Annotated in this window: 22 protein-coding genes and 1 tRNA gene; 13 read left to right on the forward strand and 10 right to left on the reverse strand. The window is 58.4% G+C overall.

Going from position 1 to position 25,981, the window contains the following annotated elements; translation table 11 throughout:
* Positions 1 to 33: 33 nt before the first annotated feature.
* From AC2FIS_RS05315 to AC2FIS_RS05340, 6 genes are all read right to left on the reverse strand, one after another.
* Positions 34 to 1,854 (reverse strand): ABC transporter transmembrane domain-containing protein, encoded by a 1,821-nt coding sequence (locus AC2FIS_RS05315; protein WP_496767767.1) that lies wholly within the window; start codon positions 1,852 to 1,854, stop codon positions 34 to 36.
* 127 nt (positions 1,855 to 1,981) lie between these two features.
* Positions 1,982 to 2,056 (reverse strand) — tRNA-Gly (locus tag AC2FIS_RS05320).
* A gap of 136 nt (positions 2,057 to 2,192) precedes the next feature.
* On the reverse strand, positions 2,193 to 3,329 hold the full coding sequence (gene nagA, locus AC2FIS_RS05325) for an N-acetylglucosamine-6-phosphate deacetylase (protein WP_496772249.1): 1,137 nt from the start codon (positions 3,327 to 3,329) through the stop codon (positions 2,193 to 2,195).
* Positions 3,326 to 4,354 carry an SIS domain-containing protein gene (locus AC2FIS_RS05330; protein ID WP_496772525.1) on the reverse strand — a complete coding sequence of 343 codons (1,029 nt, stop codon included), beginning with the start codon at positions 4,352 to 4,354 and terminating at the stop codon, positions 3,326 to 3,328. The genes nagA and AC2FIS_RS05330 overlap by 4 nt, the downstream gene beginning before the upstream one ends.
* Positions 4,355 to 4,373: 19 nt before the next feature.
* Complete coding sequence (locus tag AC2FIS_RS05335; RefSeq protein WP_496772250.1) at positions 4,374 to 5,123, reverse strand: GntR family transcriptional regulator; 750 nt, start codon at positions 5,121 to 5,123, stop codon at positions 4,374 to 4,376.
* Entirely contained in the window at positions 5,110 to 5,985 is an 876-nt protein-coding gene (locus tag AC2FIS_RS05340) for a glucosamine kinase nucleotide-binding domain-containing protein (protein WP_496772251.1), read from the reverse strand. The genes AC2FIS_RS05335 and AC2FIS_RS05340 overlap by 14 nt, the downstream gene beginning before the upstream one ends.
* Positions 5,986 to 6,154: 169 nt before the next feature.
* Here AC2FIS_RS05340 and AC2FIS_RS05345 point away from each other — a divergent pair, with 169 nt between their 5' ends.
* The 7 genes from AC2FIS_RS05345 (at position 6,155) to AC2FIS_RS05375 (ending at position 14,285) form a co-directional block, all read left to right on the forward strand.
* Complete coding sequence (locus AC2FIS_RS05345; RefSeq protein ID WP_496772252.1) at positions 6,155 to 7,042, forward strand: N-acetylmuramic acid 6-phosphate etherase; 888 nt, start codon at positions 6,155 to 6,157, stop codon at positions 7,040 to 7,042.
* Between the two features lie 25 nt (positions 7,043 to 7,067).
* Complete coding sequence (locus tag AC2FIS_RS05350; RefSeq protein ID WP_496772253.1) at positions 7,068 to 8,321, forward strand: ABC transporter substrate-binding protein; 1,254 nt, start codon at positions 7,068 to 7,070, stop codon at positions 8,319 to 8,321.
* Positions 8,322 to 8,393: 72 nt separating this feature from the next.
* The gene (locus AC2FIS_RS05355; RefSeq protein WP_113789909.1) at positions 8,394 to 9,308 is read left to right on the forward strand and encodes a carbohydrate ABC transporter permease; all 915 of its coding nucleotides are present in this window, start codon (positions 8,394 to 8,396) and stop codon (positions 9,306 to 9,308) included.
* A gap of 10 nt (positions 9,309 to 9,318) precedes the next feature.
* Positions 9,319 to 10,158 (forward strand): carbohydrate ABC transporter permease, encoded by an 840-nt coding sequence (locus AC2FIS_RS05360; protein WP_058275926.1) that lies wholly within the window; start codon positions 9,319 to 9,321, stop codon positions 10,156 to 10,158.
* Positions 10,155 to 11,189: a Gfo/Idh/MocA family protein gene (locus tag AC2FIS_RS05365; protein WP_496772254.1), complete on the forward strand. Its 1,035-nt coding sequence runs from the start codon at positions 10,155 to 10,157 to the stop codon at positions 11,187 to 11,189. Before AC2FIS_RS05360 ends, AC2FIS_RS05365 begins: the two co-directional genes overlap by 4 nt.
* Positions 11,186 to 12,181 carry an ABC transporter ATP-binding protein gene (locus AC2FIS_RS05370; RefSeq protein WP_496772255.1) on the forward strand — a complete coding sequence of 332 codons (996 nt, stop codon included), beginning with the start codon at positions 11,186 to 11,188 and terminating at the stop codon, positions 12,179 to 12,181. Before AC2FIS_RS05365 ends, AC2FIS_RS05370 begins: the two co-directional genes overlap by 4 nt.
* A 214-nt stretch (positions 12,182 to 12,395) precedes the next feature.
* Positions 12,396 to 14,285: a PhoX family protein gene (locus AC2FIS_RS05375; RefSeq protein ID WP_496772256.1), complete on the forward strand. Its 1,890-nt coding sequence runs from the start codon at positions 12,396 to 12,398 to the stop codon at positions 14,283 to 14,285.
* Between the two features lie 50 nt (positions 14,286 to 14,335).
* Here the strand turns inward: AC2FIS_RS05375 and AC2FIS_RS05380 are convergent, their stop codons facing one another.
* Together AC2FIS_RS05380 and AC2FIS_RS05385 are read right to left on the reverse strand one after the other, a co-directional pair.
* Positions 14,336 to 14,902 (reverse strand): tetratricopeptide repeat protein, encoded by a 567-nt coding sequence (locus tag AC2FIS_RS05380; protein ID WP_108859338.1) that lies wholly within the window; start codon positions 14,900 to 14,902, stop codon positions 14,336 to 14,338.
* A gap of 30 nt (positions 14,903 to 14,932) precedes the next feature.
* Complete coding sequence (locus tag AC2FIS_RS05385; protein ID WP_496769002.1) at positions 14,933 to 15,421, reverse strand: Lrp/AsnC family transcriptional regulator; 489 nt, start codon at positions 15,419 to 15,421, stop codon at positions 14,933 to 14,935.
* Between the two features lie 102 nt (positions 15,422 to 15,523).
* On the opposite strand from AC2FIS_RS05385, the gene putA reads away from it, so the two are divergent.
* Both putA and AC2FIS_RS05395 read left to right on the forward strand, forming a co-directional pair.
* On the forward strand, positions 15,524 to 18,925 hold the full coding sequence (putA, locus tag AC2FIS_RS05390; RefSeq protein WP_496772257.1) for a bifunctional proline dehydrogenase/L-glutamate gamma-semialdehyde dehydrogenase PutA: 3,402 nt from the start codon (positions 15,524 to 15,526) through the stop codon (positions 18,923 to 18,925).
* Between the two features lie 42 nt (positions 18,926 to 18,967).
* On the forward strand, positions 18,968 to 19,711 hold the full coding sequence (locus AC2FIS_RS05395; protein ID WP_496704744.1) for a rhomboid family intramembrane serine protease: 744 nt from the start codon (positions 18,968 to 18,970) through the stop codon (positions 19,709 to 19,711).
* 7 nt (positions 19,712 to 19,718) lie between these two features.
* Here the strand turns inward: AC2FIS_RS05395 and AC2FIS_RS05400 are convergent, their stop codons facing one another.
* On the reverse strand, positions 19,719 to 20,540 hold the full coding sequence (locus AC2FIS_RS05400) for an IclR family transcriptional regulator (protein ID WP_282119029.1): 822 nt from the start codon (positions 20,538 to 20,540) through the stop codon (positions 19,719 to 19,721).
* Positions 20,541 to 20,730: 190 nt separating this feature from the next.
* Here AC2FIS_RS05400 and bhcA point away from each other — a divergent pair, with 190 nt between their 5' ends.
* Genes bhcA through bhcD form a run of 4 tightly spaced genes read left to right on the forward strand, consistent with a single transcriptional unit; the run spans position 20,731 to position 25,074 of the window.
* The gene (gene bhcA, locus AC2FIS_RS05405; protein ID WP_496772258.1) at positions 20,731 to 21,921 is read left to right on the forward strand and encodes an L-aspartate--glyoxylate aminotransferase BhcA; all 1,191 of its coding nucleotides are present in this window, start codon (positions 20,731 to 20,733) and stop codon (positions 21,919 to 21,921) included.
* Between the two features lie 11 nt (positions 21,922 to 21,932).
* On the forward strand, positions 21,933 to 22,919 hold the full coding sequence (gene bhcB / locus AC2FIS_RS05410; protein ID WP_496772259.1) for a beta-hydroxyaspartate dehydratase BhcB: 987 nt from the start codon (positions 21,933 to 21,935) through the stop codon (positions 22,917 to 22,919).
* Positions 22,916 to 24,079 (forward strand): 3-hydroxy-D-aspartate aldolase BhcC, encoded by a 1,164-nt coding sequence (gene bhcC, locus AC2FIS_RS05415; RefSeq protein ID WP_496772261.1) that lies wholly within the window; start codon positions 22,916 to 22,918, stop codon positions 24,077 to 24,079. Before bhcB ends, bhcC begins: the two co-directional genes overlap by 4 nt.
* Before the next feature lie 11 nt (positions 24,080 to 24,090).
* Complete coding sequence (gene bhcD / locus AC2FIS_RS05420) at positions 24,091 to 25,074, forward strand: iminosuccinate reductase BhcD (RefSeq protein ID WP_496772262.1); 984 nt, start codon at positions 24,091 to 24,093, stop codon at positions 25,072 to 25,074.
* A gap of 55 nt (positions 25,075 to 25,129) precedes the next feature.
* Here the strand turns inward: bhcD and AC2FIS_RS05425 are convergent, their stop codons facing one another.
* A complete protein-coding gene (locus tag AC2FIS_RS05425) occupies positions 25,130 to 25,915 on the reverse strand; it encodes an inositol monophosphatase family protein (RefSeq protein ID WP_058275936.1) in 786 nt (261 codons plus the stop codon).
* Between the last annotated feature and the right edge of the window lie 66 nt (positions 25,916 to 25,981).

Here is a 25,981-nt window from a genome sequence, read left to right on the forward strand (position 1 = left end):
CAGCGGCGTAAAACTGACTTCCCCAACGTCAGGCTATTCTGCCGCAACTCCGTCGGTGAATTGCAGGCGCGCCAGACGGGCATACAAGCCATCCTGAACGACCAGATCCTCGTGCGTGCCTTGGGCCACGATCTGACCGGCTTCCATCACAACGATCCGATCCGCCTTTTTGACCGTCGCCAGACGGTGGGCCACGATCAGTGTGGTACGCCCGGCGCGCATCTGGTCAACCGCGCCCTGAACCGCGCGTTCGCTTTCGGCATCCAAGGCCGAAGTCGCCTCGTCCAGCAGCAGAACCGGAGCATCACGCAAGATGGCGCGGGCAATCGCTATGCGTTGTTTCTGACCGCCCGACAGCATAACGCCGCGTTCCCCGACAAAGCTGTCATAGCCTTCGGGCAGTTTCGAGATGAACTCATGTGCCGCAGCTGCACGCGCGGCGGCCTCAACCTCGGCATCCGAGGCGTTCAGACGCCCGAACCGAATATTCTCGCGGGCCGAGGCTGCAAAGATGATCGGGTCCTGGGGCACCAATGCCATGTGCTGCCGGAAATCGGATCGGTCGAGGTCACGCAGGTCAACGCCGTCCAGACTGACATGACCTGCATCCGGATCGTAGAACCGCTGGATCATTTGAATCACTGTGGTTTTGCCTGCACCCGATGGACCAACGAAAGCCACGGTTTCACCCGGTTGGATCGACAGGGTCAGATGGTCCAGGGCCACAACATCCGGACGGGCCGGATAGTGGAAGATCACATCCTCAAAACGGATCTCGCCCCGAACAGGTGTAGGCAGCGATGCTGCCTTGTCCGGATCAATCACGGTATCCTGCGCATTCAGCAATTCCACCAGGCGCTCGGTCGCGCCGGCTGCACGTTGCAGCTCGCTCCAAATCTCAGAGAGGGCGGCGACAGAGCCGGCCATGATGATTGAATAGATCACGAACTGGATCAGAACACCTTCGGTCATCACGCCGTTGCGAACGTCGTTTGCCCCCATCCACAGCACGCCGACGATGCCTGAAAATACAAGGAAGATAACGATTACCGTCATTACAGCGCGCGTTTGAATACGCCGAAGAGAAACCGCATAAGAGGTTTCAGTCATATCGCCGAACTGCTTCCGGCTGGCTTTTTCATGCGTAAAGGCCTGAACGGTTTGAACCGCACTCAGTGCCTCGCCCGCGTTACCCGACGAGGCCGCAATCCAGTCCTGATTTTCGCGGCTGAGGACCCGCAAACGACGCCCCAGAACAAGTATCGGCACCACCACAACCGGGATCAGCAAAAGCACCAAACCCGTTAGCTTGGCCGAGGTCAGCAGCATCAGAACCAAACCACCCGCGAACAAAAGCATATTGCGCAACGCAATGGATACGGACGATCCCAGCACAGACTGAATCAGGGTCGTGTCCGTGGTGATACGGCTGAGAACCTCTCCGGTCATGACCCGTTCGTAGAACTCGGGGCTCATTCCTATGACGCGGTTAAACACGGCCTTGCGGATATCGGCCACAACGCGCTCACCCAACCGGGTCACCAACGCATACCGGATGCCAGTTCCCACTGCCAAAATCGCGGCAATGCCCAGTGCCGCCAGAAAGTACCAATCCAGCAATTCGCCATCTTCAATTCGGAAATTGTCGACTACTCGGCGTACCGCAAGTGGCAGGGTTAGCGTCATGCTGGCCGTCAACACCAGCGCCAATACCGCACCCGTCATCAGAGCCCGATACGGCTTCATAAATGGCCAAAGAGACGACAGAACGCCTATCTTCCGCGATCCAGCACGCTCTTCCGTGGCACCGGGTGCAGGTTTGCCCTTAGGCGTGGCTGAGGCAGAGTTCGCCATAATTGGCCCTTACGTCTTTTTCGCACTTAAGTGTTCGCTTCTTGGCGGCCACGGCAAGCCGGGTCAAGAACCACAATATATGACCCAACATAAAAGGGCTATTTGACGCAGAATTTTAGGGCTGATTTGGAGCGGGCGGCGGGAATCGAACCCGCTTCATCAGCTTGGAAGGCTGAGGTAATAGCCAGTATACGACGCCCGCTCAGCGCTGGTCGGTTTAAGCGATGCGTCAGATATCGTCAAGCGCCGTTCGAAGCCAGATTTCAAATTCGTCGACAAAAATTGACAGGCGGTATACCGCATCCCGCAGACAGTCGGTCTGGCAGTTAAAGACAAACTCAAGATTGCGCGGGCAGCCATTCGCAACGGCTGAAATCGGCAGATATCCGGATTACCGAACCGTATTCAAAGACCGTTGGCGGGGCCAACCCGATCAGCTGAGCCGGATAAGAAGTGGCCGCCGCCAGTGCGTCCTGCAACGGCACGCCGACTTGATTGACCAGCACGCCAACGGCGGTCGTCAGGTCCAAATCTGCGCCGGCCAGCGTTCCGTCCGCCAGTGTCAACCTGCCGTCGGTTCGCGTGATTTTGCGGCCTTCAAGGGTGAATTCGGTTTGATCAGTACCCGCCACAGCCATTGCATCGCTGACCAGAAAGATTTGACCCGGCGCAGTTTTCGCAGCCCAGGCAGCGCGCATCGCGGCGGGGTGCACATGGACACCATCGGCAATCATCCCTGCAGACAGCGTTCCGCTGGCCAGCGCCGCGCCGACGAGGCCGGGTTCACGATTGCCCAGCTGACTCATCGCGTTGAACAGATGGGTTACGCAACGCGCACCGGCGGCAGCATACCGCTGGCAAGTCGCAAAATCCGCATCGCTGTGCCCGAGCGAAACAAGGATACCAGCGTCGCTCATGGCGCGGACTTGCTTCTCGGACACAGCCTCGGGGGCGACAGTTACCTTCAGGCAGGGAAGTGCATTTGCGGCTTCTATCAGCGTGTTCAAATCCGCCGCTTCCATCGGCCTTATCAAATTACCGTCGTGCGCCCCTTTCCGCGCGACCGACAAATGCGGCCCTTCCAAATGCAATCCGGCAACGCCCGGCACCTGTGCACGTACCGCCTCGATCGTCGCATCTATTGCTGCGCGGGTTTTGGCGGGTTCGTCGGTGATCAGCGTGGGCAGCAGCGAAATCACACCCAATCGGCGATGGGCACCGGCGATTCTGCGGATCGTTTCGACCGACGGATCATCGTTGAACATAACGCCATCGCCGCCATTGACCTGCAGATCCACAAAACCGGGGCTGAGGATATCGCCGTTCAGATCTACAACGTCCTTTTCCTCGGTCACCTCAGCGTCAGGGAAAACTTCACCCACCCGCCCCTCGCGAAAAACAATCGCGTGGTCGTTTAACAACCGGCTGCCGTCGAAAATCGGCCCGTTTCGAAAGATCACCTTGCGTTCTGTCATACCGTTTCGGTCACTTTTTTAAGGTGCCGCGGTGCGTCCGGGTCGATCCCCCGCGCACTGGCGACGGCCTCTACCATGCTGTAGAAAGACGTAATCGCCGTTATTGGGTCGGTGATCCAATGATCCGTTCGAACCACTGGCAGAGCCTGCGCGCGCGATACTTTGGTGGTCGTCGCAAAGACCGCTGCCCCTTTTTCGGCCAAGGCATCAGCCGCATCGGCAGTCGCCTGTTCAGCTGCATCATTGGCCGCGAACGAAATCACCGGAAACCCTTCTTCGACAATCGACACCGGGCCATGCAGCACTTCGGCCGCTGAATAGCTTTCGGCATGGATTTGGCAGGTCTCCTTGATTTTCAACGCAGCTTCATCAGAGATCGCATAAGAGGGCCCCCGGCCAAGCGTAAACAAAGACCGCCCGGTGATTGTTTCGGCTGCAGCCGACCAATCGCATTGGGCCGCTCGCGCCAGGTATTCGGGCAAGGATTGGATCGCCCCGATCAATTCAGCATCCTCTTTGACCTCGGCCAGCAACCATAGACCGGACACCAACGAGGTCACAAATGTCTTGGTTGCTGCGACGCTCAACTCTGGCCCCGCGTGCAATGGCAGAACCGCATCCGCCACGTCGGCCAGGCGCGATTCCAAGTTGTTGGTCACCGCAATTGTCAGTGCGCCAGAGTTTCGCAAAGACCCTGTCAGGCCCACGATATCCGGGCTTTGGCCGGACTGCGAGATGGACAGGCAGACAGATCCTTTTGCCCTGAGATCCACCCCGTAAATCGAACTGACGGACGGCCCTACTGAGGCAACCGGTAATCCCAGAAGCAGTTCACTGGCGTATTTCAAATAGCTGCAGGCATGGTCGGATGATCCCCGGGCGACCGAGATCAAAAAACGTGGATCCGTATCCCTCACGCTTTGCGCAGCTGCTCGGATATTGTCTGCCCCCGTGCTCAACAGTCTGTCAACGGCATCAGGGATCTCCAGGATTTCCTGACGCATTTTCGAGTTCTTTTCGGACATTTGATCCCGGTCCTTCCGGTTATAGGCGCAATTCAGCGACAAAGTCATAAGCGTCGCCGCGATAGAGCGACCGCGTCATCTCTGCGACCCGCCCGTTTTTTAGAAATGAGATACGCTCGATGTTCAGCCCCGCCGCACCTTCGGGCACCTCCAGCAGTTCGGCTTCTCGCGCGGCTAGATTCAGAGCCGATATCTTTTGCACCGCGCGCACCGGGCGGCGCCCCAGACCATCAAGCACTTCGTACAGAGACGTGGTGACTTCGATTGGGTTCGGCAGAATATCCAGCGGCAGCGCAGCACGTTCCAGCGCCAGCGGACGCCCGTCCGCCTCGCGCAGGCGGTAAATGCGGGATATCTGCTCACCCTCTGATAGATTCAGCGCGTTGATCTCTTCCCGGGTTGGCGCAAATACTCCTCGCTCCAACCACTTTGACGTCGTCTCCATCCCCCGGCTCGACATATCTTCGGTGAACGAGGTCAGGTGTTTCAGCGATTGTTCAACCCTTTGAACACGTTCCCGAATGAAGGACCCTGACCCCTGCCGCTGCTCGATTACACCTTCCTGCACCAGCTCCTGAATCGCCTTGCGTACGGTTACGCGGGATAATTCCGTGATTTCCACCAGTTCCCGTTCGGATGGCAACGATGAGTTCGGCGCAAGGACGCCCGTGTCGATCCCCTCTTGCAACCTGCGCCGCAACTGCACGTAGCGGGGACCATTTTCAGGGGTCAGCCAAAGATCAGAGCGTAGGAATTCAGCAATGCTCATGCGAGACCTCCTTCGCCAAAGCCAGCGCCCCGGTCAACGGATCGCCCGATGGAGGGCGTATCTCTGACTGCATGGCAGCAGGCAGATAGTCCGCATAATGCGGAGAGATACCGCCGGTCAGGCAGATCGCGACTTCTGGCTGCCATCCGAGACGTGCCGCCATATCGGCGATGTAAGTAGCACCGGCCTGCATAATTTTTCTGGCTACGTCATCTCCGGAAACTGCTGCAGTGGTAACCACCGGGGCCAACGCGCCTAACTCTGTCGGCGTCGCCCGTCCGGCAAATTCGACGATCCCTGCACTACCGCCAAAATCATCCAGCAATTTCTGCGTAATATCGCTAGTGACCTGAATTCCATCCACGGAATTCAATGCTTCTGCCAATGCAAAACGCCCTACCCATTGCGCAGATGCTTCATCCCCCAATACTGGCCCCCACCCCCCGGCAAACCGCATCACCCGATCTCTCTGAGAAGCAACAAACGACCCCGTACCACAATGCGCGATAAGCCCATCCTGAGACCCAAGCGCACCGCGAAGCGCGGCGGGCCGGTCATCTGAAACGCGCGCACACGTCAGGCCCAGCGCGCTCTGCACGCGACCGGCAATATGGTCATCTGTGACGCCAGCCAATCCGACAAAGGCGGGCAACTGAGTCAGGTCTTGAACATCTACAGCAAGCATTTGTGCAATCTGGGTGATCCCCGATTTCATCTGCAGAACGGACGCATCGAAGTCCGTCGAGACATTGGCAGCCCCGGTTTCAACGGAATGGACGATACCAGCGACTTCACAAGCAACCCGGCATCGGGTTCCGCCACCGTCTATGGCCAGTACATCATTGCTCAGAGACTCAGTCATGACAATACCATTATAATACCTATTTGAATTTAGGAAGGCTAAAATGGACCAATTCCTGCAGATTCTCCCTATTTTGATACCGAATACGTTGATTTCCGCCGGAAAAATAAAATTATGGACAAGTGGTATTGAATAGGTATTGTATTGGGAACCGCAAAGGGGGATTCTTTTGACGCTGCCGCCAACCGAACAACTGCATCCAGACGCCATCAAGCTGGACCCACAAGACCCTGTCGCCTCAGCTCGGGCGCTGGTTGAGGGGCAGATTGCAGCCGCGACCTCGGCGCGGGGCGCACTGGATGCGATCGCGCGGGGCGGCAACGCCATGGCGCAGACGATCCGCGCGGGCGGCGTTTTGCACTATGTGGCGGCTGGCTCATCCGGGTTGATGGCTGCTGCCGACGCACAAGAGCTGGGCGGCACCTTCTCAATCCCCGCGAACCAACTCCGTATACATATGGCCGGCGGCCTGCCTACCGGTGTCGAAATGCCGGGTGGCGCAGAAGACGAGGCCGACGGGCTTGAGGACGCGCTTTCGACACTGCAACCGTCGGACACGATCATCGCGGTGTCCGCAAGCGGATCGACGCCATACACCCTGACTGCCAGCAATATCGCACAGTCACATGGCGCAACCGTTATCGGAATTGCCAACAATGCAGGCAGCCCTTTGCTGGAAAGCGCGGATATTCCGATTCTTTTGGCAACGCCGCCGGAATTGATCTCGGGCTCGACGCGCATGGGCGCGGGAACGGCCCAGAAAATCGCCCTGAACATGCTGTCATCGCTCATGGCACTGCAACTCGGCCACGTTCACGGCGGCATGATGGTCAACCTTCGCGCCGATAACGACAAGCTGCGCGCGCGCGCAACTGGGATCGTCGCGCGGACCGCCAAAGTTGATATCGAAACAGCAAGGCGCGCGCTGGATGCCGCAAACGGGGACGTGAAGCCGGCGGTTTTGATCGCGGCGCGCGGCATGTCACTCAAGGATGCCTCGACCGTTCTGGATGCAAGCGACGGAGTTCTGCAATCCGCGCTGGAACAAGATAAATGACTGCTAACCAACTGGGAGAACACGAATGAAACGCAATAGCCTGAAACTGGCCTTACTGGGCACGACCCTGATGGCTTCAAGCGCCTATGCCGAGGACGTCACGCTGATCATCGAAAGCTGGCGCAATGACGACCTGACCTTGTGGCAGGAACAGATCATCCCGGCGTTCGAAGCCAAACACCCCGGCATCAAACTGCAGTTCACGCCCTCGGCTCCGGCCGAGTACAACGCTGTGCTGAACTCGAAACTGGATGCGGGTTCAGCCGGTGACCTTATCACGTGCCGCCCGTTCGACGCCTCTTTGGCGCTATTTGAAGCGGGGCACCTGAGCGATCTGTCTTCGGTCGAAGCGATGAGCAACTTCTCGGACGTGGCCAAATCCGCATGGCAGACGGATGACGGCTCGGCCAGCTTCTGTGTTCCCATGGCGTCGGTGATCCACGGCTTTATCTACAACAAGGATGCGTTTGCCGAGCTGGGCATCGAAGTCCCAACGACTGAAGAAGAGTTCTTTGCAGCACTCGACAAGATCAAAGAAGACGGCACCTACATTCCGATGGCGATGGGCACCAACGATCAGTGGGAAGCCGCCACAATGGGCTACAACAACATCGGTCCGAACTACTGGAAAGGTGAAGAAGGTCGTCAGGCCCTTATCGCGGGCGAGCAGAAACTGACAGATGAAGCCTGGACCGCCCCCTACGCCACTCTGGCACGCTGGGGACAGTATCTGGGCGACGGGTATGAGGCACAAACCTATCCCGACAGCCAGAACATCTTCACCCTGGGCCGGGCTGCGATCTACCCTGCCGGATCGTGGGAAATCGCTGGCTTCAACACACAGGCCGACTTTGAGATGGGGGCATTCAAGCCGCCAGTCCAAAACGCAGGCGACACCTGCTATATCTCGGACCACACAGATATCGGCATCGGCATGAACGCCGCCACCGAAAATCCCGAAGCGGCCAAAACATTCCTGGCGTGGGTCGCAAGCCCCGAGTTTGCCGAAATCTTTGGCAACGCCGTGCCGGGCTTCTTCCCGCTGTCCAACACTCCGGTCGAGCTGGCAGATCCGTTGGCCAAGGAGTTCGTCGGATGGCGCGATGAATGTGAATCGACTATCCGTTCGACATATCAGATCCTGTCGCGCGGCACGCCGAACCTTGAGAACGAGACCTGGGGCGCGTCGGTTGCCGCCATCAAGGGCGCCAACAGCCCCGAAGAACTGGGCGCAGACCTGCAAAAAGGTCTGTCCACCTGGTACGCTCCGCACCAGTAAACCGTGATCTGACACATACCCGGGCGGTAGTGATCGCCCGGGTATCCCCGACACCCCATTGAAAGCAATCCCATGAACCGCCCCCGCTTCCGCTGGCATATCCTTGTGTTTCTTGCACCGGCCGTTCTTGTTTACACGGCGGTGATGATCTTCCCGCTGTTCAACACGCTGCGTCTGGCGCTCTATACCGAGATTGACCAAAGCCGCGTATTCGTTGGATTGCAGAACTTTCAAACCCTGTTCTTTGATCCGATCTGGTCCGAACAGTTCTGGAACGCACTGGGCAATAACTTCTGGTTCTTCCTGATCCACATGCTGGTTCAAAACCCGATCGGGATCGCCTTGGCCGCCCTGCTCAGCCACCCGCGCCTGAGGTTTGCGGCCTTGTATCGGTCGGCGATCTTCATTCCCACGATCCTGAGCTTTGTGATTGTCGGGTTCGCGTGGAAACTGATCCTCTCGCCGATCTGGGGAATCGCGCCGTCGATGCTGGACGCCGTCGGGCTCAAGTCGCTGTTCGCCCCATGGCTGGGGAAAGAGGAATACGCGTTGACCACACTGGCGCTGGTCTCGGTCTGGCAGTTTGTCGGCATCCCGATGATGCTGATCTACGCCGCCTTGCTGACCATTCCGGAAGAAATTCTTGAGGCTGGAGAGATCGACGGAATCACCGGAACCGCGGCCTTCTGGAAGATCAAACTGCCGCTGATCCTGCCTTCGATCGGGATCATCTCGATCCTGACCTTCGTGGGGAATTTCAACGCATTCGATCTGATCTACGCGTCACAAGGCGCGCTGGCGGGACCGGACTTCTCGACCGATATTCTTGGTACCTTCATGTACCGCACATTCTTTGGCTTCCAGCTGCAACTGGGTGACCCGCATATGGGTTCGGCTATCGCCGGGGCGATGTTCGCCATCATCCTTGTGGGTGTCTGTATCTACCTGTTCGGCATCCAGACCCGGATGCGCCGGTATCAATTGTGAGGGCCACGCGATGAACAAAGCACGTCATAACCCCCTCAACATGGTCGCGATGCACGGCGCGCTGATCCTGTACACACTGATCGCGCTGTTTCCGGTCTTTGTTATCCTGATCAACAGCTTCAAATCCCGCCGCGCGATCTTTCGCGAACCACTGGCCCTGCCCAATGCGGACAGCTTCTCGATGATCGGCTATGAGACGGTGATGAAGCAGGGTGACTTCTTCCTGTATTTCCAGAACTCGATGATTGTCACCGTGGCATCGCTGTCCTTTATCCTGTTGTTTGGCGCGATGGCCGCCTATGCGTTGTCGGAATACCAGTTCAAGGGCAACCTGATCATGGGGCTGTACCTCGCGCTGGGGATCATGATCCCCATCCGCATCGGCACCGTGGCAATCCTTGAGATGATGGTGGCGACCGGGCTGGTAAACTCGCTCTGGGCGCTGATCCTAGTATATACGGCTCAAGGGTTACCACTGGCCGTATTCATCCTGTCCGAATTCATGCGACAAGTCAGCGATGACCTGAAGAATGCCGGGCGCATCGACGGTTTGTCCGAATACACGATATTCTTCCGCCTTGTTCTGCCTCTGGTCCGGCCCGCGATGGCGACCGTGGCCGTGTTCAACATGATCCCGATCTGGAACGACCTTTGGTTCCCGTTGATCCTGGCCCCAGCCGAAGAAACCAAGACCCTGACGCTGGGAAGCCAAGTGTTCATCGGCCAGTTCGTGACCGATTGGAACGCAGTTCTGTCGGCCCTGTCGATGGCTATTCTGCCGGTGCTTGTCCTGTACGTAATCTTCTCGCGACAGCTGATCCGCGGCATCACATCCGGAGCAGTCAAATGACCCGCGTTCTGGTTGCAGGTCTCGGCAATATGGGTTTGAGCCACGCGCTGGCGCACCATCACCGCCCCGACGCGCAGATCGTTGGTTTGGTGAACCGGTCTGGCCGTGTGGATCACCCGCATCTCACCGATTATCCGGCCTATTCCGATTTCGACTTGGCGCTGGCCGAAACCAAACCCGATCTGGTCGTGGTCGCGACCTACTCTGATAGCCACGCGGACTTTGCATGTGCGGCCATGGAGGCCGGCGCACATGTGTTTGTTGAAAAACCGCTGGCCACCAATGTCGCCGACGCACGACGTGTGGTTGAGGCAGCCGCGCGGCTGAATCGCAAGCTAGTGGTTGGATATATCCTGCGCCATCACCCCTCTTGGATGCGGCTGATCGATGAGGCGCGCAATCTTGGCGGGCCCTATGTGTTCCGGTTGAACCTGAACCAGCAGTCGTCGGGCGCGGAATGGGAAACGCATAAGGCATTGATGCAGACCACTTCGCCCATTGTCGATTGCGGCGTGCACTATGTCGACGTGATGTGCCAGATCACCGACGCGCTGCCCGTCCGGGTGCATGGTATGGGCCTGCGCCTGTCGGATGAAATTGCACCGGACATGTACAATTACGGCCAGTTTCAGGTGGTCTTCGACGACGGCTCGGTCGGCTGGTACGAGGCCGGATGGGGCCCGATGATGTCGGAAACCGCGTTCTTTGTGAAAGATATCGTGTCGCCCAACGGGTCCGTTTCGATTACCGATGGGAACAAGGGTGCGTCTGCCGACATCGACGGCCATACCAAAGTCGGCGGCTTGCTGGTCCATACACCGCAAGGCGACCACACCATCGAGATGCCGGACGAACCCGGCCATCAAGACCTTTGTGATGCTGAGCAGGCTTATATGCTGCGCGCCATCGCCGAAGATATCGACCTGACCCGTCATATGAATGACGCCATCCAATCGCTCGCCATTTGTCTGGCTGCGGATCAAAGTATCCGAACCGGCCAGCCCGTTTCCCTTGAGGAGCCCGCATCATGACCGCCCTGACGCTGAACAATGTGAACAAGTCCTTTGGCAACGTGCATGTCCTGAAAGACATCACGCTGGAGGTCGAAGAAGGTGAATTTGTCGTCTTTGTCGGCCCGTCGGGCTGTGGCAAGTCCACCCTGCTGCGGGTGATTGCGGGGCTCGAGGATGCATCGTCCGGTGAGATCAACATTGGCGGGCAGCAAGTCAATCTGGTACCGCCATCCAAGCGTGGGATCGCGATGGTTTTCCAAAGCTATGCGCTCTACCCGCACCTCAGCGTTCGGGGCAATATGACCCTTGCACTGAAGCAGGAAAAGCAGCCCAAATCGGAAATCGAAGGCCGCGTGGCCAAAGCCAGCCGGATGCTGAACCTTGAACCCTATCTGGACCGCTACCCGTCCGAGTTGTCAGGCGGCCAGCGCCAGCGTGTCGCCATCGGGCGCGCCATTGTACGTGAACCTAAACTGTTCCTGTTTGATGAGCCGCTGTCCAATCTGGACGCCGCCCTGCGGATGAACACACGGATCGAGATCGCCAATCTGCACCGGGCACTGGATGCATCAATGATCTATGTGACCCATGATCAGACCGAAGCGATGACGCTGGCCGACAAGATCGTTGTTCTGCGCGATGGTCGGGTCGAGCAGATCGGTAGCCCGATGGAATTGTACAACAACCCCACAAATCAGTTTGTCGCCGGGTTCCTGGGCTCACCTTCCATGAACTTCCTGCCTGAAGCGTTAGTTCAAGAAAGCGGTCAGAACACGATCGGAATTCGCCCCGAGGACCTGTTCCTGTCAGATGACGGCCCGCTTGCCGCGCGTGTCAGCCACGTGGAAAAGTTGGGCGGGGACACCAATGTGATAGCCAAAGTTCAGGACCACGACGTCACAGCCCGTTTGTTTGGCCAACATGCCATCGCAGAAGGTCAAGAATTGCGATTCGGATATGCATCCGAGAAGGCCTATCGCTTTAACGAAGCAGGGCAGCGGCTGGCTTAAACCTGCATTTCGCTGGGATCACGCAACCTGATCGTAACAACTACATTTTACCAAGATAACAAGCGCGGCTGGCAGAAAGCTTTGGTTTGCCTTCGCCAGCCGATTGGCTTTTCTGCGTGGACAGGTGAAGTCATTAATATTGTTGTTAAGAACATGTCACAAAGACGCCCTACATGCCTTTCATCGACTACCTAAAGACAGCCAGGAGCCATTCATGAAAGACGTTGATACCACCACCCTGTCCGCCGACGATTGGGACGAGCTGCATTTCCCCCGCCCCGAGGAAAACGATTTTGACCGCGTCGTCGAAAGCGCCATCTCGCGCCGTGGCTTTCTGGCTGGTGTAGTGGCCTTTGGCTCGGGTGCCGCAGCAATGGGCACGGGCCTGCTGGGCTCAACTGCAGCACACGCTGTTACGGCCTCGCGCTTTGCCTTCACGCCAATCGCTGCCCAGACCGACGGCACCGTTCACGTGCCGGAAGGCTATGAGTGGAAGGTTATGACCCGCTGGGGCGACCCGCTGTTCTCGGATGCCGACGGCTATGACATCACCGATGGTGGCCCGATTGAGAAATCGGATCGCATCTTCGGCGAAAACACCGACGGGATGGAGACCTTCTCGTTCCAGGGTCACGAGCTGATCGCGATCAACCACGAATATCCGAACCGCAAGATCAACATGCCCGTCGCTCAGGAAGGTGTTCCGGCCAGCGCCGAGGACGTTTTGAAACTGCAGAACATTCAGGGCGTGACTGTGATGGAAATCACCGAAAGCCCCGATGGCTGGTCAGTTGTCAAAGACAGCCCCTTCAACCGCCGTATCCACCACAATACGCCAATGAAGATCGTAGGCCCCGCCGCTGGTCACGACCTGCTGAAAACTGAAGCTGATCCGACCGGAACCACGTCGCTAGGTACGGTGAACAACTGTGGTGCGGGTAAAACTCCGTGGGGTACCTACCTGACCTGCGAAGAGAACTTTAACGGCTACTTCGGGTCTAGCGATGAAAACGCCAGCTACGACCAAAAGGTTGCAGATGGGTTCAAACGCTATGGCGTCAAGGCCGAAAGCTGGAACGGCTATGAACTGTTCGATGCTCGTTTCGATACGTCGAAAAACCCGAACGAGCCGCACCGCGCGGGCTGGATCGTCGAAATCGACCCGACCAAGCCCGATAGCACGCCGGTCAAGCACACCGGGCTGGGTCGTTTCAAACACGAGAATGCCGAGGTCACTCTGGCCGCAGATGGTCGTGTTGTTGTCTACATGGGCGACGATGAGCGGGGCGAGTACCTGTACAAGTTTGTGTCGAACGGCACCTACCAACCGGGAGGTGAAACCGAGGGCCTGCTGAACGACGGCACGCTCTACGTCGCAAAGTTCAACGACGACATGAAGGGCGAATGGCTGGCTCTGACACCGGAAACCACCGGGATGGACGAAGCCGATATCGCAGTCTTTACCCGTATGGCCGCGTCCAAGGCCGGCGGCACGACCATGGACCGCCCTGAATGGGTCGCATCCAGCCCTGTTGCGGTAGAAGCGTATTGCTGTCTGACCAACAACAAGAACCGCGGCGTGAAGGCTAACGCCGGTGGAGATGACACCTCGGTCAACGCCCCCAACCCGCGCGAGGCCAACAAGTACGGTCAGATCGTGCGCTGGCGCCCCGCAAATGACGACCACGCCGCCGAAGGGTTCGATTGGGACCTGTACGTGATGGCGGGCAATCCGACGGTTCACTCGGACGATCGCGCCGGCTCGGCAAACGTGAATGAAGGGAACCTGTTCAACTCGCCCGATGGCATGGTGATAGACTCCACCGGGTTGATCTGGATCCAGACGGACGGCAATGACGACAACGAGGGAGACTTCGCAGGCAACGGCAACAACCAGATGCTGGTTGGGGATCCGATCACCGGCGAGATCGCGCGCTTCATGACCGGCCCGAACGGCTGTGAGGTCACCGGTCTGGCCTGGTCCGGCGATCTGCGCACCATGTTTGTCGGCATCCAGCACCCCGGCAGCAACTGGCCGGACGGCGGAACGCCGAGATCATCGGTTATCGCCATAAAGCGCACCGATAATGGTCTGGTCGGCTAAAATCTTAATAATCAAAACGCCCCCGGCCTTGCGGCTCGGGGGCGTTTTTTTCAGATATCCTCACCCGGCACTGCAAGCGGTCCGCCCGGGGCCATGAGATGACGTTCCGATAGCCAAGGGTTCAGTTCCAATGCCTGGGACAACGCCTCACGCGCTTCATCAACGCGTTGAAGCCCCAACAAAGTCAGCGCTCGGCCACTGATCGCGGCGACATGGTTGGGCGACAACTCGATTGCCTTGTCCAGGTCGGGCAGTGCGGATTGAAAATCCTGGCGCAGGTAGTGGGCGAATGCGCGTTGGTTGTACCCTTCGGCGTAGGACGGGCAATACGCAACCAACTTGTCAAAATCTTCAATCGCGCCTAGCAGGTCCCACGCATTTCGACGTGTCATGCCACGATCCAGAACAGCCTGCGCGCTTTCGTCCGGGGCATCGGTCCAGAACTCCCATAACTGACCGGACAGTGCACGAGCGGACTGTTCGGTTTCAGCGCTCTGTATCTGTTCCAGAACCGCCGATACATCCGCGGAATGGTCTGGCGCGACAGGGCAGTCCTGAGCATTGGCCGCAAAAACGGTCGCAGCATAGAAAATTGAGGCGTAAGCAAAGCGTTTCATGCGCCAATGGTGACGCGTGCAACGTGTTCGTCAACCCATCGCATCCAAGGCCCCAGACATCCCGGTCTCTTTCACAGCCTCCATCGCGACAAAGGTTGAGGTGCTGGCGACATGCGGCAATGATGAGATCTTTTCGGCCAGAACCGCGCGGTATTCCGACATAGACCCGGTGCGAATTTTCAGAAGATAGTCAAAATTCGACGCAATCATATGGGCTTGTTCGATCTCAGGCACTTTACGAACGGCCGCGTTGAAATCGGCTAAAGCTCTCTCGCGCGTGTCAGTCAATCGGACTTCGACAAAGGCTACGTGGTCCAAACCAAGTCGAATGGGGTCCAGCAAGGCACGATATCCGGTAATGATGCCATCAGCCTCAAGTCTCTTCACACGTGCTTGAGTTGGGGATTTCGAAAGCCCGATACGCCGCGCGAGATCGGCGATGGGGATCCGGCCGTCCTCGGCCAGAATCGCCAGAATTGATCTGTCGAACCTATCCAGCCCCGGAAAGTCTTTTTGCATCGCTCAAACCCCTGAAATCAGGCCAATCGCCTAGCCGTAGATAAAACTAAGGCAATCGTCCCGGAAGATCGACACTATATTACTCAAAAGACCGGAGGACACATGTCACACAGCCTGCGCGCCCGCATTGATGCCAAAACCTATGCCGATCCGTCGGAAATTCTTGACGCGTTGATCGCAAATGCTGATCTGAGCGAAGCCGACCGCAACGCGATTTGTGCGTCTGCGGCGCAATTGGTGCGTGATATCAGGTCCAGCACCTCACCCGGTATGATGGAAGTGTTCCTTGCAGAGTATGGCCTCTCCACGGACGAAGGCATCGCGTTGATGTGTCTGGCCGAGGCGCTGCTGCGCGTACCAGACGCCGACACGATCGACGCGCTGATTGAAGACAAGATCGCCCCGTCGGATTGGGGCAAGCATCTGGGTCGGTCTTCTTCATCGCTGGTCAACGCGTCCACGTGGGCTCTGATGTTAACGGGCAAGGTTCTGGACGAAGACAAGACCTCTCCAGTCGGTGTCTTGCGCGGTGCGATCAAACGGCTGGGCGAACCCGTGATCCGCACGGCCGTCGGGCGCGCGATGAAGGAAATGGGTCGCCAGTTTGTCCTGGGCGAGACCATCAAATCCGCCATGGATCGCGCCAGCGGGACGGAGGCTAAGGGCTACACCTATTCCTACGACATGCTGGGAGAGGCGGCGCGAACCGAAGCCGATGCCGCCCGCTATCACCTGTCATACTCGCGCGCGATTGCTGCAATCGCCGAGGCCTGCATTCACGACGATATCCGGGCCAACCCGGGGATTTCCGTCAAGCTGTCGGCGCTGCATCCACGCTATGAACTGGCGCAAGAAGCAGAAGTCATGGAAGAACTGGTGCCCCGGATGCAGGCTTTGGCCCTTTTGGCCAAGGCGGCAGGTATGGGCCTAAATGTGGACGCTGAAGAAGCAGATCGCCTTTCCCTGTCTCTGCAGGTGATCGAGGCGGTGATGGCCGAACCGGCCCTGGATGGTTGGGACGGCCTGGGTATCGTCGTTCAGGCTTATGGCCCGCGTGCCGGGATCGTGCTGGACACACTGTATGACATGGCCGGGCGTCATGACCGAAAGCTGATGGTTCGCTTGGTTAAAGGGGCCTACTGGGATACCGAGGTCAAACGAGCTCAGGTTGAAGGCATCGATGGCTTTCCCGTGTTCACTCGCAAGGCGGCCACGGACATTTCCTACATCTCGAATGCGCGCAAACTGCTGGGTATGACCGATCGAATTTACCCGCAATTTGCCACCCACAACGCCCATACGGTCGGCGCGATCCTTCACATGGCCGACGACCAGCCATTCGAGTTCCAGCGCCTGCATGGAATGGGAGAAACCCTGCACCAGCTTGTCAAAGACCAAAACAACACACGGTGCCGGATCTATGCGCCGGTCGGGGCGCATCGCGATCTGCTTGCCTATCTGGTGCGGCGTCTGTTGGAGAACGGTGCAAACTCATCATTCGTCAACCAGATTGTAGACGAGAACGTTCCGCCGGAAGAGGTCGCCGCTGATCCGTTCCTGACCATTGTGGATCAAGTACGACCGCTGCCAACCGGACCGAACCTGTTCCAACCGGAACGCGTCAATTCGAAGGGTTTCGACCTTCACCACACCCCGACATTGGACAAGATCGACGCCGCGCGGGATGCTTTCCGGGCGCACCACTGGTATGCCCAGCCGCTGCTGTCCGGCGATGCATGCCCGGAACAGGACCAACCGGTCACCAATCCGGCCCAACCGCAGGATCGCCCCGGAGCTATCGCCCCCGCCAGCGCCGAGGATGTCGAGCTTGCCCTGAATTCCGCGGCACCGTGGCAGGCACCACCAGCAGAACGGTCGCGTATCTTGAATACTGCTGCCGATCTATATGAGGCTCATTTTGGCGAGCTTTTCGCCTTGCTCGCGCGCGAGGCAGGTAAGTCCCTGCCTGATGCCGTTGCCGAACTGCGTGAGGCGGTCGATTTCCTGCGCTACTACGCTGCGAACATTCCCAAAGCGGAACCGGCAGGCGTTTTCACCTGCATCAGCCCGTGGAACTTCCCGCTCGCTATCTTCACGGGCCAGATTTCAGCAGCCTTGGCCACAGGCAACGCAGTTCTGGCCAAGCCCGCACCGCAAACGCCACTGATCTCGCATCGCGCCTTGCAAATGCTGCACGAGGCCGGCGTTCCCCGCGACGTGCTGCAATTATTGCCCGGCGGCCCGTCCGTTGGCGCGGCGTTGACCTCTGATCCGCGTGTATCTGGCGTGGCGTTTACCGGTTCGACGGCGACCGCGTTGAAAATACGCGCAGCCATGGCCGATAACCTGCGCCCCGGCACGCCTCTGATCGCCGAGACCGGCGGGTTGAACGCGATGATCGTGGACAGTACCGCCCTGCCCGAACAGGCCGTTCAGTCCATCATCGAAAGTGCGTTTCAATCTGCCGGGCAGCGGTGTTCTGCCTTGCGGTGTCTCTATGTCCAGGAAGATATCGCCGACGATTTGCTGACAATGCTAACCGGTGCAATGCAGGCTCTACAGGTCGGAGATCCTTGGTTGATCTCAACCGATTGCGGACCGGTTATTGACGAGTCGGCGCGCCAGGGCATTGCAGATCACGTTGCCAATGCCCGCGCCGCAGGCCGCGTTTTAAAGGACACGCCCATACCGCCGGAAGGGACGTTCATCGCCCCAACACTTATTGAGATACCCGGCATTTCCGCGCTGAAGCGTGAGATTTTTGGCCCTGTCCTGCATGTCGTTCGCTTCAAGGCATCTGAGATTGATCAGGTGATCGCCGACATTAACGCAACCGGGTACGGACTGACATTTGGTTTGCACACACGTATTGACGACCGGGTGCAACACATCACCGAAGCGGTGCATGCGGGCAATATCTACGTCAACCGCAACCAAATCGGCGCCATCGTAGGATCTCAGCCATTTGGCGGTGAGGGGCTTTCGGGCACAGGCCCCAAGGCGGGTGGGCCGAATTACATGACGCGGTTCTGCGCCCCGGACCGGCAGCAGTCCGACGAACAATGGGACCACCCAATGAGCGAGCTTCCCGATGTTCAGGGTACGCCCGCGTCGGTGCAGACCCAATCCCTGCCCGGCCCGACGGGCGAATCCAACCGGTTGAGCGAATTCCCACGCGCGCCATTGCTGTGCCTGGGTCCCGGAGCCGAGGCCGCACGTGTACAGACCGACGCCGTTCAGGCGCTGGGTGGTACGGCCATTCAGGCGACCGGTTCGTTAGACTTGCATCGGTTGGAGAACGTGACCGGGATATCGGGCGTTCTTTGGTGGGGCGATGACGACACAGCGCGTGAGATCGAACGTCACCTCGCCCGCCGGGACGGTCCGATCCTGCCGCTGATCCCCGGCCTTCCGGACCGCGCACGAGTTCTGGCCGAGCGCCACCTGTGCGTTGATACAACAGCCGCGGGCGGCAATGCCGCATTGCTTGGGGGTGCGGCGTAAGCATGCCTTGACGCTGGGTCGGGAAAAGCCCAGCGTCGCCTCATGTTTCCAATCCGCGACCATAACCCTTCGGGGCGAACACCCTATGTCGTCTATCTGCTGATGGCGGCCAATATCCTGATATTCCTCAGCTATGTGGGTATCATGAACGATGTCCGGCTGATCAATCAGCTGTACTACGACTATGCGATTATCCCGGCGCGGATCACGGACGGTTTTGCTTTTGAGACGCTGGTGACCTCGATGTTCCTGCACGGAGGTTGGATGCATCTGGCCGGAAACATGCTGTTCCTGTGGATTTTCGGCGACAACCTCGAAGATGAAATGGGCCACCTGCCCTTTCTGCTGTTCTATATTGCAGCCGGAATCGGGGCGGGTCTGATCCATGTTTTCACAGCGCCGGGCTCGGTCGTGCCGACCATTGGCGCATCCGGTGCGATTGCGGGTGTCATGGGTGGTTACTTGCTGCTGTTCCCCAAGGCCCGCGTGGATATCCTGCTGATCCTCATTGTCTATTTCCGCATATTCACAATACCTGCCTTTGTCATGCTGGGGGTTTGGTTGGCTATGCAGTTCTTTGGCAGTCTGGCCAGCAACCCGGACGAAGGCGGGGTGGCCTATTGGGCGCATACGGGTGGGTTTTTCGTGGGTCTGATCTTGTGCATCCCAATCTGGCTGCGGCGCGGCGGCACTGATTTTTGGGGCCGAACCCACGGCCATCCGCCGCATCCTGAACACAAGTACAAGCTAACTCAGTCGCGTATTCCCCGCGTACCCCGCAGGTAGCAGGGCTTCAGGTTTTCGGGGTCTGGCCGCCGCTAAGATGGGTGATTTCCCGCGCTGCGGCCAGAACCAATTCACCCAGCGCATGCGCTCGATCCGCGCCAAACCGAGCGGTCGGACCCGATACCGAGATCCCTGCACATGGCTCCCCCCGGTCATTGAAAATCGCCGAGCCGATACAGGACATGCCCTGATATCTTTCTTCTCGGTCATGCGACCAGCCGCGTGCACGGGTCTTGGAAAGATCCTGTTGAAGTCCGTCGCCCGGTATCTGCGTGTTCGCGGTGAATTCCACCGGATCAATTGCCTCTAGCGTTTTGGCCAACCCCGTTTCGGTCATCGCGGCAAGGATCGCCTTGCCGGTGCCCGAGGCATACATCGGCGTTCTTGCCCCGGGCGGGAAAAAGGCGCGAATGGGGTTCGGAGTTTCGACCTGCCCGACAAAGACCACCTCGGACCCATCCGGAACCGCCAGGTTGGCGGTCTCACCGCTCTCCTGCATAAGGCGTCTCAGGATTGGGCGCCCGATTTCAAGCACGCTGTTGCGGCGCAGGAACGAAGCGCCGGTCCGGTATGCCTCGATCCCGATCATCCATTCCTGACGCTCGTCGTCAAAGGCAACAAAGCCGTGTTTCTGCAAGGTCACCAGAATGCGGTGCGTCGTGGCCGTCGGAACATCGATCTCGCGTGCCAGATCGCTGAGTGCCGCGCGTTCCAACCGGGCCACCGTTGTCAAAACGCCCAGCGCCCGATCCAGCGATTGCATGGTCCCGGCCGAGCTTTCCTTGAACAGGGATTTGGGTCTGCCGCGCGGTCTTTTCTGATTGTCCATCACCCTACTCCCTTGCACAACGCCAGAATATTTCTGAACCATCCATTTTTGAGATTCAAAAATGAAAAACGAAAAACTGCATAAATACAGCGCGTTAAATATTTAATCGCAAAAATGAAAATATTTTTCAAGAAAATTGCGCGCCGTGAGGTTTTCCCGGACACTTACATCCAAAGCGGAGGAATAACAGATGTCCAACCAAAACCCGGTTTTCATACCCGGCCCAACCAACATCCCAGACCGGTTGCGTCTTGCCATGCAGGTTCAGACGCAGGATCACCGCGCACCGGATTTTGTCGAAACCTTTGCGCCCGTTCTTGAGGACACAAAAAAGGTGTTCGGCACCACGACCGGCCAGATCGTGACCTTCCCAGCCAGCGGCACCGGTGGGTGGGAAGCAGCCGTAACCAACACACTCAGCCCCGGCGACAAGGTTCTGGTTGCGCGCTATGGCGTGTTCAGCCACCGCTGGATCGACCTGTGCGAGCGTCATGGGCTGGACGTTCAGATCGTCGAATGTCCTTGGGGCACCGGCGCGCCCGCTGATCAGTTTCAGGCCGCTTTGGCCGATGACACTGCGCATGAAATCCGCGCTGTTCTGGTCACGCACAACGAAACGGCCACTGGGGTGCGTTCGGACATCGCCGCGGTTCGCCAAGCGATGGATGCAGAAAATCATCCTGCGATGCTGTTTGTCGATTGCGTCAGCTCTTTGGCCTCGATGCCGTTCGACTTTGACGCTTGGGGCGTCGATATCGCCGTATCGGGGTCGCAAAAGGGGTTTATGCTGGCGACCGGCATGGCAATCCTATGCGTCAGCCCAAAGGCACAGGACGCGATGAAAAGCGCCAAGCTACCGCGTACCTTCTTTGACTTCGACGATATGATGGCAGCCAATGCCTCGGGCGGGTTTCCCTATACTCCGCCGCTGCAACTGATCTACGGCATGCGCGAAAGCCTCAAGATGCTGTTCGAAGAAGGGCTTGAGAACGTTTATGCCCGGCATTTCCGACTGGCCGAAGGTGTGCGCCGCGCCGTTGACGCATGGGGGCTGAAACTGGTCGCGCAATCGCCCGATCTGTATTCTGACACTGTCAGCGCGATCTACGTGCCCGACGGGTATGATAGCAACACACTCACTGACCACGCGTTCAACGCTTATGGCGTGTCCTTTGGTATTGGACTGGGTCAACTGAATGGTAAGGTGTTCCGCATCGGCCATCTGGGCAGTCTGACGGATGTGATGGTTCTGTCCGGCCTCAGCACAATCGAGATGGCGATGGCCGATCTGAACTATCCGATCACTTTGGGCAGCGGGGTCGCGGCGGCGCAGGATTTCTATCGCACCGGCCCATCTGACCGCGCCCAGGCCGCAGCCTGAGGAGGATGGCAATGCTGGATCACATCCCCGCAGCCGATCTGACAATCGACGATATGCGCGCCGCGCATGAACGGATCAAACCCTTCATCCGACGCACGCCGATCATGGTGTCGGACTATTTGAACGACCTGACCGGAGCGCAGCTGTTCTTTAAATGCGAGAACTTTCAAGAGGCTGGTGCGTTCAAAGTACGCGGTGCGAGCAACGCCGTGTTTGGCCTGAGTGATGATATGGCGACCAAGGGTGTTTGCACACACTCCAGTGGCAACCACGCTTTGTCCCTGTCTTATGCCGCTGGACGGCGGGGTATTCCCTGCAACGTGGTGATGCCGCGTACCGCGCCGCAAGCCAAGAAGGACGCCGTGCGCCGCTATGGCGGGACGATCACGGAGTGCGAGCCGTCAACCTCATCCCGCGAGGCGACCTTTGCCGAAGTGCAGGTCAGAACGGGCGGAGAGTTCGTGCACCCTTATAACGACCCGCGCGTCATTGCGGGTCAGGCCACTTGCTCGGCCGAAATGTTGGAACAGACAGACGGAGTGGATGCGGTCATCGCCCCGATCGGAGGCGGGGGCATGGTCTCGGGCACGTGCCTGACTGTTTCGAACCTGGCCCCCGACACCGCGATCTATGCCGCCGAGCCAGAACAGGCGGATGACGCGTATCGGTCCTTCAAAGCAGGCCACATCATTGCCGATGATGCGCCGAAAACGATCGCCGACGGGCTGCTGGTGCCGCTGAAAGAGAACACGTGGCACTTCGTGTCCCGAAATGTGACCGACATTTTCACCGCCTCTGACGACGAGATCATCGAAGCGATGAAGCTGACGTGGAAATACCTGCGCGTCGTGATGGAGCCGTCATCGGCGGTGCCTCTGGCAACCATACTCAAGAACCCGGACGTATTCCGCGGCAAGCGCGTCGGTGTGATCGTGACCGGCGGCAACGTGGATCTGGACAAACTGCCCTGGCTGAAAGGGTTAGGAGGAACGACATGAACAAATCTGTAAACTTCAAAGAACTCGAAGTCGGGTTCGACATCCCCGCCGCCATCGGCATGGATGAAAGCGAAATCCAGACCCCTTGCCTGATCCTGGATCTTGATGCGCTGGAGCGAAACATCAAGAAGATGGGCGATTATGCGAAGGCCCACGATATGCGCCACCGCGTGCACGGCAAGATGCACAAGTCCGTCGACGTCGCCAAGTTACAAGAACAGCTCGGCGGTGCGGTTGGCGTCTGCTGTCAAAAGGTATCTGAGGCTGAGGTATTCGCGCGGGGCGGCATCAAGGATGTCCTCGTGTCGAACCAGGTCCGCGACCCGGCCAAGATCGACCGGTTGGCGCAACTGCCCAAATTGGGCGCGCGCACTATTGTGTGCGTAGACGATATCGACAATGTCGCCGACCTGTCCAAAGCCGCTGTCGATCACGGCACGGAACTTGAAGTCTTTGTCGAAATTGACTGCGGTGCAGGTCGGTGCGGCGTGACCACGACCCAAGCGGTTGTCGATATAGCAAAGGCAGTCAACGCAGCGCCCAACCTGAAATTTACCGGCATTCAGGCCTATCAGGGTGCAATGCAGCACCTCGACACCTATGAGGCGCGCAAAGAGAAGCTCGATACAGCCATCGCCATGGTCAAAGACGCGGTTGACGGTTTGAAAGCCGAAGGCATCGACTGCGAGCTGGTTTCGGGTGGTGGCACAGGGTCGTACTACTTCGAGAGTAACTCGGGCGTTTACAACGAGTTGCAGTGCGGATCCTACGCCTTCATGGATGCGGATTATGGGCGCATTCTGGACGAGAACGGCAAGCGGATCGATCAGAGCGAATGGGAAAACGCGCTGTTCATTCTGACCAGCGTTATGAGCCATGCCAAGACTGACAAGGCCATCTGCGACGCCGGCCTTAAGGCGCAATCGGTCGATAGCGGCCTGCCCTTCATCTTTGGGCGCGATGATGTGGAATACCTCAAATGTTCGGACGAGCACGGTGTCATTGGCGATCCCGACGGCGTTTTGAAGGTGAACGACAAGCTGCGGCTTGTGCCCGGACATTGTGATCCCACCTGCAACGTCCACGATTGGTATGTCGGCGTACGGGACGGCAAGGTCGAGGCTCTGTGGCCCGTGTCGGCCCGCGGAAAGGCTTATTGATGAGGGATGCTATGACCACGCAAGATGGCCTGCTGATTGTGGGCGAAGACCTGTGCGAACAGCTGGTGGGCCGCCAACAGGCCTTTGACGCGGTCCAATCCGTGTTTGGTGCGATGGCCAGCGGCGGGGCACGGAACTTTCCTGTCGTTCGCGAGGCACTGGGCTACGCTGATGCGCTGTATGGTTTCAAATCCGGATTCGATCGGGATGGGCAGGTGTTGGGCGTGAAATCTGGCGGCTATTGGCCGGGCAATGCCGAACAAGGATTGACCAATCACCAATCCACGGTGTTTCTGTTCGATCCCGACACGGGGCGGCTTTCGGCATTGGTGGGTGGCAACTACCTAACGGCCGTGCGAACAGCAGCTTCATCAGCGGTTTCCATCGCACATCTTGCCCGAAAAGACGCCAAAGTGCTGGGCATGGTTGGCGCCGGACATCAGTCGGCCTTCCAGCTACGCGCCGCCGCTGAACAGCGGGGCTTTGAAAAAGTTGTCGCCTGGAATCCGCACCCCGACATGCTGCCGCGTTTAGCGGCTGTCGCAGAGGAAATCGGACTGGAATTCGAAGCCGTCAGTCAACAACAGCTGGGTGCCCAATCGGATGTCATCATCACCATCACCTCGGCGTTCGAGCCGCTATTAATGAAAGACTGGATCAAACCCGGCACGCATCTGGCCTGTATGGGCACAGACACGAAAGGCAAGATGGAGGTCGACCCGGCGCTGGTCGCCTCGGCCACCGTTTTCACCGACGAGGTCACTCAATCCGCGACGATTGGCGAGGCACAGCACGCCATGGGAAGCGGCACTTTGACAGAAACACAAATCACCCCAATTGGTGCGGTCATCAACGGCGATCACCCCGGGCGAAGCAGTGCTGACGAGATCACCCTGTTCGACGGAACTGGCGTGGGTCTGCAGGACCTCGCTGTTGCATCCGTCGCCGCGCGGTTGGCGGACGAAGCAGGTCTGGCGCAACGCGCGACCCTCTAAAAACAAAAAAGCGCGCCTCAATCGGGGCGCGCTTGCGGAATTGCTATGTGGCCAGTCAGCCCCGTATCACCTTGGAAAACTGGTCGAAAATCGGCTCGTTCGAACAGATCACTTCACCGTCTTCCAAAACGTTGCCTTCAGGGTTTAGCGCCTGAACAAATCCGCCCGCTTCTTGGACGATGATGATTCCGGCGGCCACATCCCAGGAATTCAGGCGACGCTCCCAAAAACCTTCGTAACGCCCCGCTGCCACATAAGCCATGTCCAGCGCGGCGGCACCCCAGCGGCGCACACCAGCACAAGCAGGCATTAGACGCGCCAGATCCTGCAGGGTCGCAGGCAGGTCCGAACGGCCACCAAAAGGCAGGCCCGTCGAGAAAATCGACTCGATCATCCGATGACGGCCCGACACGCGGATACGCATGTCGTTCATCCAAGCGCCTTCGCCTTTTTCGGCAAAGAACATCTCATCCTTGGCGGCGTCATAGATAACACCGGCGACGATCTTGCCCTTATGTTCCAGCGCGATTGAGATCGCCCAGTGCGGCAGGCCGTGCAAGAAGTTCGTGGTGCCGTCCAGCGGGTCGACGATCCAGCGGCGGGTCGGGTCTTCGCCCTCAATCACGCCACCCTCTTCGGCCAACCACCCGTAGGTCGGGCGTGCGCCCAGCAGTTCCTCTTTCAGGATCGCCTCGGCAGCAATGTCAGCTTTGGACACAAAGTCGCCTGCGCCTTTCATCGAAACCTGAAGGTTCTCGACTTCACGGAAATCCTTGACCAAAGAACGCCCCGCCTTACGCGCGGCTTTGATCATGATGTTGAGGTTTGCACTGCCAACCATTGTCCAAAGGCTCCTGTCCGGTCAAACCGCGCGTATACTGATGCAAAGCGCCCTTGCCAAGAGGAA

This window comes from Ruegeria sp. CDSB113 (assembly GCF_059611045.1).

Coding starts and splice junctions, on each gene's coding strand:
- AC2FIS_RS05315 (WP_496767767.1), bottom strand. CDS start 1,854: ATGGCGAACTCTGCCTCAGCCACGCCTAAGGGCAAACCTGCACCCGGT.
- nagA (WP_496772249.1), bottom strand. CDS start 3,329: ATGACAGAACGCAAGGTGATCTTTCGAAACGGGCCGATTTTCGACGGC.
- AC2FIS_RS05330 (WP_496772525.1), bottom strand. CDS start 4,354: ATGTCCGAAAAGAACTCGAAAATGCGTCAGGAAATCCTGGAGATCCCT.
- AC2FIS_RS05335 (WP_496772250.1), bottom strand. CDS start 5,123: ATGAGCATTGCTGAATTCCTACGCTCTGATCTTTGGCTGACCCCTGAA.
- AC2FIS_RS05340 (WP_496772251.1), bottom strand. CDS start 5,985: ATGACTGAGTCTCTGAGCAATGATGTACTGGCCATAGACGGTGGCGGA.
- AC2FIS_RS05350 (WP_496772253.1), top strand. CDS start 7,068: ATGAAACGCAATAGCCTGAAACTGGCCTTACTGGGCACGACCCTGATG.
- AC2FIS_RS05355 (WP_113789909.1), top strand. CDS start 8,394: ATGAACCGCCCCCGCTTCCGCTGGCATATCCTTGTGTTTCTTGCACCG.
- AC2FIS_RS05360 (WP_058275926.1), top strand. CDS start 9,319: ATGAACAAAGCACGTCATAACCCCCTCAACATGGTCGCGATGCACGGC.
- AC2FIS_RS05365 (WP_496772254.1), top strand. CDS start 10,155: ATGACCCGCGTTCTGGTTGCAGGTCTCGGCAATATGGGTTTGAGCCAC.
- AC2FIS_RS05370 (WP_496772255.1), top strand. CDS start 11,186: ATGACCGCCCTGACGCTGAACAATGTGAACAAGTCCTTTGGCAACGTG.
- AC2FIS_RS05375 (WP_496772256.1), top strand. CDS start 12,396: ATGAAAGACGTTGATACCACCACCCTGTCCGCCGACGATTGGGACGAG.
- AC2FIS_RS05380 (WP_108859338.1), bottom strand. CDS start 14,902: ATGAAACGCTTTGCTTACGCCTCAATTTTCTATGCTGCGACCGTTTTT.
- AC2FIS_RS05385 (WP_496769002.1), bottom strand. CDS start 15,421: ATGCAAAAAGACTTTCCGGGGCTGGATAGGTTCGACAGATCAATTCTG.
- putA (WP_496772257.1), top strand. CDS start 15,524: ATGTCACACAGCCTGCGCGCCCGCATTGATGCCAAAACCTATGCCGAT.
- AC2FIS_RS05395 (WP_496704744.1), top strand. CDS start 18,968: ATGTTTCCAATCCGCGACCATAACCCTTCGGGGCGAACACCCTATGTC.
- AC2FIS_RS05400 (WP_282119029.1), bottom strand. CDS start 20,540: ATGGACAATCAGAAAAGACCGCGCGGCAGACCCAAATCCCTGTTCAAG.
- bhcA (WP_496772258.1), top strand. CDS start 20,731: ATGTCCAACCAAAACCCGGTTTTCATACCCGGCCCAACCAACATCCCA.
- bhcB (WP_496772259.1), top strand. CDS start 21,933: ATGCTGGATCACATCCCCGCAGCCGATCTGACAATCGACGATATGCGC.
- bhcC (WP_496772261.1), top strand. CDS start 22,916: ATGAACAAATCTGTAAACTTCAAAGAACTCGAAGTCGGGTTCGACATC.
- bhcD (WP_496772262.1), top strand. CDS start 24,091: ATGACCACGCAAGATGGCCTGCTGATTGTGGGCGAAGACCTGTGCGAA.
- AC2FIS_RS05425 (WP_058275936.1), bottom strand. CDS start 25,915: ATGGTTGGCAGTGCAAACCTCAACATCATGATCAAAGCCGCGCGTAAG.